Annotated in this window: 1 protein-coding gene and 1 pseudogene; one reads left to right on the top strand and one right to left on the bottom strand. The window is 74.6% G+C overall.

What is annotated here, in order from left to right; all coding sequences use genetic code 11:
- Nucleotides 1-5,032 (bottom strand): annotated as a pseudogene (locus CR470_RS35480) (hypothetical protein); the annotation flags it as partial.
- Here CR470_RS35480 and CR470_RS40915 point away from each other — a divergent pair.
- The coding region (locus tag CR470_RS40915) for a hypothetical protein (RefSeq protein ID WP_257139031.1) at nt 5,031-5,277 on the top strand (247 nt) is incomplete at its 3' end. The pseudogene CR470_RS35480 and the gene CR470_RS40915 overlap by 2 nt on opposite strands.

Below are 5,277 nucleotides of genomic sequence, written 5' to 3'. Positions count from 1 at the left end.
CCATCAGGGTGCGCTCCACCCGGTAGAGCGCGAGCGGATGGTTGCGGACGCGACCGGTGACCTTGCGGGCCGCGTCGTTGCCGAGGTGGTGGCTTCGGCCGGTGCCGAGATCCGCGCGGACCAGTGGGCCGCCCTGGAGCCGGACGTCGGTCTCCGGGCCGACCAGGGTGAAGTTGGGACCGGAGGTGACCTGGGCTCCGAGACGGGTGTCACGGACATGGGCGCGCTGGTTCTGGTACGTGGTCTGGGCGAGGTCGCGCACCTCCGCCTTGACCGACTCCGTGACCAGGGTGGCCCGGTGCGGGATCGACCGCTCGACGACCAGGTGTCCGAGCGGGCGCTGACCGCTGCCACGGGTCAGCCCGGGCCCGCTGACCGGTCCGGCGAGCCGCCCGAACAGACCGTGCAGCCGTCCCGGCCGGACGTAGGAGACCAGCGTGCGGTGCGCCGAGCTCCCGGGGCGTGCTCCGGAGATGGCGAGCGCCACGTCCTCGGGCGGGTCCGTCAGGTGCAGGGCGGCGGTGTCGCTGATCCGTGGCTCGACGCCGTCCGGGAAGGTGAGCGTCTCCGGTGCCCGTCTCGGCCCCTTGAACGGCACGGTGAGGTCGTCCGGCAGCCGCCAGCTCAGCCCGTCCCGCACGGCGAACGTCGCGCTGTGCACGGGGGTGCGCTGCCAACGGAGGGCCGGCTCGGGCGGGGTGGCGTCCGGCCCGGTGGTCTTCGGCGCCTCGGTGACGCGCTCCACCCGCACCCGGTAGTGGACATCGTCCAGGTGCAGATGCGAGCCGTCCACCGCGCGGTACTCGGACTGGTTGTACGCCTGTGTGCCCAGGGTGTAGTCGGTCCGGCGGCTCCAGCCCAGCGAAACGCCGATCTTCAGCATCCAGTTGAGGGGCGGACCCATGCCCACCGCGGCGGCCACCCGACGCCCGACGCCGACACTGCGCCCGCCGCCCGTCACGGCCTGGCCGCGCCGCATGGTGTCCACCCGGACCGTGGATCCGTTGACGTCGGAGAAGCGTTCCCAGCGGTGATAGGGGATGGCCTCGACGGTCATCTCGTGCCCGACGCCGGACTTCTCCCGGCCCACGAGGCGGGCGCCGCGCGGCGCGGCGAAGGCGCCGGGCTGATCGGTCAGCAGGCGCAGCAGCTCCGCCTCGTCGAACTGGGCGCGCAGCTTCTCCGGCAGCTTGCCGAGGATCTCCTGGGCCACCTGCCCGGGCGAGCGGAGGGTGAGGACGCCGATGCCGTTCAGGAGTCCCGCCCGGGGGGCGGCGGCCGTGCGGGAGCCCGGCCCTCCGTCGCCCGGATCGGCGTCCGGGCTGATCAGGACGGTGGGCAGCCGGCCACCGTCCTCGAAGGTGACGGTGCGCGGCGCGCTCCCCGGCGGCCGGGCGTTCTCGCCGGTCAACAGCCGCGCGGGGCGGTGCCGTTCGAGCTGCGTCTCCAGCGGCACGGGATCGCCCCGGTCCGGGGCCGGGGTATCGGGGGCGTCCAGCTCGGTGATCCCGCCCATGCTCCGCAGCCACTCCCCGAAGACGTCGGAGCCGGCCGGATCCTGGGTGGCCGGAGCGGGCGGGTGTGCGGGCGCAGGGGTGAGGGTGACGGGCGCCGAGCCGGGGACCAGGGCGTCGAAGTGGTCGGTGCCGTTGTAGGACAGGTGCAGGGCCTCGCCCCGACCGCCCGGGTTGAGGGGCGTGACGAAGGTGCTCCCCGGCGCCCGCGCGTCCGACTGGACGAGCCGCAGGTCGAGGTCGAGGGTGTGCGCCAGCGCCTGCGGGAGTACGTCGGCGAAGGGCGAGGCCCACAGCGCGGGGAGTTCCGCCGCCGCGAGGATCAGCCCGTCGGTGCCGAGCCGTCGCGCGTCGGCAGGGGTCGGGGCCACCTCGGAGAGCTGCGGGTAGCCGCTGTCCCGGAGCATCCGCCGCCACCGTCGGCCGTCTCCGTCGGCGATGACCGCCTGCGCGATCCCGTCCCAGCGCTGGGCGATCCGGCCCTGCGCGTCCGGGTCCCGTACCCCGGCGAGGGCGGTCATCCGCAGGTCGTCGACGACGGCGAGCACCGGATCGGGGTTCGCCTCGGCCGCCGTGTCGAGGAGTTCGGACCCGGTGAGCCGGTCGCGCAGCAGCTCGCGCAGCCGGGTGACGTCCCGCGCGGCCCACGCCGGGGGTACGGGCCGGCTGCGCGCGCTGTCGAGCAGCGCCCGGAAGAGGCAGTTGCCGCCACCCGGGGTGTGCAGTCGGCGGAAGGCCAGCCCGTCCGCGCGCACGGAGTCCGCGGGGCCGGGTGTCACCGGGTCCTTGCTGAACAGGGTCAGACTTTCGGCGAGGCTCTCCGGTCGGCTCTGCGCGGGTGCCAGATCGGGTCGGCGACGGGCGAGTACGGCGGTGTCCTCTGGGCTCAGGGCCAGGTCGGAGAGAGGCAGCGGGGCTGTGGAGAGCGACCAGGTGATCCGCGCGGCGGGTGCGTAGGTGAGCCCGGTCACGTCTTCCGGCGAGACCAGGGTGGTCGGCGGGAGCTCGGGGGGCGGCGGGGGCAGCAGGACGTCGAGCGTCGTGTCGGGCGCCGAGGTGGCCCGCAACTCGGCTGCTGCGCGCAGGAATTCCCGGTAGTCGTCGGGTGTGGGGTCGGCCGAGGTCCCCTCGGTGGTGGTCGTGGCGGCTGCGGGGCCCGCCTCCGGCCCGCCGGTCGTCGCACCCGTCCCGTGGCGCCGGTCGATGACCATCCGGCGCAGCAGGTCCGGGGTCATCCGGCCGTCGCCGTAACGGGCCGCCGTGCCCTGATCGAGCCAGCGCAGGCCGTCCACGTACGCGAGTCCGGCGAGCAACTCCCGATTGCCGGGCTGCTGTTCTGCGTCGGTGCCGAGGACATCGCGCAGCGTGCGGAGCTGCTGCAGGGTGCGGGCCCGGGCGAAGGCGTCGGCCGGGTCCGGTCCCGTGTGCAGTCCCGCGTCGCGGGCCAGCGCGTCCAGGTCCGACCCGCCCGGCTCCGGGGTGAAGAGCCGCCACCGGCCCGGCCCTTCGGGTCCCTCGGTGAGCACCGCGCGGACGTTGCCGTCCCGGTCCTTGGCCGTGCCCGCCTCGGTGGTCGGGGCGTACACCGTGCGCCCGGTCCGGTTCGCCACGTGCTGGGCCACGGGCAGTCCCGCGATCCGCGGCTGCTGCCCGGTCTCGCAGGAGAACAGCACCAGCGGCCGGTCCTGATCGCCTTCCTCGGCCCAGGATTTGAGCACCTCTCCGAGCTGTACCCCGCTGACCTTCACGCTGGGATGCGCGGCGTCATCGGTGCCGAGCGTGACGGTACGGGGGGTGCCGTGCCCCGCGAAGTAGTCCGCGCCCCGCTCCGTTCCGGAGCCGGGGAGCGCGGTCGGCGGTCCCGTGAACACCGTACGAGGGGCGGGCGGAGCCTCGGTGGCCCCCGGGGCCGGGACCTCGGAGGAAGCGGTGCGCACGCCGCGGAAGGTGTCCTGGCCGAGCAGCGCCCGGCGCCCCGCGCTCTGCCCCGTACCGTCCTCGGCGGGGCTCTGCGAGATGGTCAGCGTCTGCACCGCGCGGCCGGGCCGGGGCTGATGGGACCCTTCCGGCACCCAGCGCCGCAGCTGCGCGAAGGGCACCGCGTGGCCGCTCAGGGTGGTGACGACCGGTTGTCTCTCGGGGGGCGTGGGGCTGTCTCCCCCGGTGGTGGCCACGTCGCCGCGCCCCGACTCCGGTGCGGTGGCCGCCTGTTCCGGGGACAAGTGCGGGCGGCCGGTGGGCAGGGCACCGTTGCGGACCAGGGACTCGACCATCTGCGGTACCGAACGGCCGCCCTGGAACAGGCCGTACATGTCGTCGGGTACGACGGGCCGGAAGCCCTGTTCCAGCAGGAGTTTGGGCAGCAGGAGCTGGACGTTGGTGCGGAGGTTGCCGTCCTGGAAGGGGTGGACCACGTGCAGCGCCCGGATGGTGCGGGCTATGGAGGCGAGCTTGGCTCCGTCGTCGGCCTCGGGTCGGCCGACGCGGGCGTAGTGCTGCTGGAACAACGTGTCGACGAAGTCGGCGGCGGCGCCCTTCTTGTAGTTGGTCGCCAGCGACGGGACGCTGTGCAGGAAGCGGGTGAGGATCGTGACCGGCCGGGGCGAGGGCAGCGGGTTGGCCCAGTTGTGCGTGGTCATGTCGTAGACCAGGGCCTGGCCCCCGATGCGCTCGTCGAAGATGTCGGGAGCGAGCGCGTCACCGCGCAGCGGGAACTGGGTGGTCCCGTCGCCTGACCAGTCGATCGCACGGCCGAGATGGCCGGTCGCCAGACCGTGCATGGCCTGGTACGCGGCCGAGTCCATGGGAGCCGCGACGGTGTCGGGATCGCCCAGGAACCGGGTGTACGCCGCGACCATGCCCGCCTGGAAACCCGGGGACCGGTCGTGGTCGTAGTAGGACCCGGGGTCGTCGGGGAAGGCTGCCAGGGCGGCTTCGTGATTCTTGGGGTCGATGAAGAACCGCCACCACTCGTTCTCCGGCAGGGTGTCCCGCAGCGTCCGGGGCGGTTGGCTCTGTTGCGGGTCCGCGGGCGGCACGACGATCTGTCCGGGCGGGGGCGGCGCGGCCGGAGGGGTGGCGGTGGTGTCCCCGTCGCCGCGGCCCGACTCCAGGTGCGGATCGGCGGCCGGCTCGGTCCAGGGCCGGGCGTCAACGGCCGCCTTGGAGGCGATGGGGGTCTCGGTGGTGGTCGTGATGACGGGCGGCTTGACGTCGGGGGCGGGCGCGGGGCCGGTGGTGATGACCGGAGGCCTGACGTCCGGGGCGGCGTCCGAACTGGTGGTGATCACCTTCGGCTCGGAGCCGGGCGCGGGCTCGGGGTCGCCGGTGGCGACCGGCGGCTTCACGTCCGAACCACGCGCCTCGCCGGTGACCGGGCTCTGGGCGTCCGAGACCGCCTTGACCGAGGACGGGTCGGAGACGCGCTCATCGGAATCGGCCCTGAGCGGGGTCTTCGGTGTCTGCTCGCCGGGCGGAGGCGCCATCACGCCGGGGCCGTCGGCCGGGTGGCCGTGCATGACGGGTCGTGGCGGCGGGGACGTCGAGGCGGTGGGCGGAGTGGCCGGGGCCGTGGGTGACGGGGTACTCGTCGTCGCGGGCGGCGTAGCGGTCGAGGCGCCGGGCGGCGGAGTCGCGGTCACCACGGGCGGCACGCCCAAGGCGTCGGCGAGCGGCAGCAGCACGTTCGCGCCGGGGAACGCCGTGCTCGCTGCCGCGTCCGGGCCCCCGACGAACTCCGGCCCGGTGAGCGGGCGGACCTGTA

This window comes from Streptomyces sp. rh34 (assembly GCF_002551245.1).
Taxonomy (GTDB): domain Bacteria; phylum Actinomycetota; class Actinomycetes; order Streptomycetales; family Streptomycetaceae; genus Streptomyces.
This window is presented reverse-complemented; position numbering and strand designations above follow the sequence as displayed.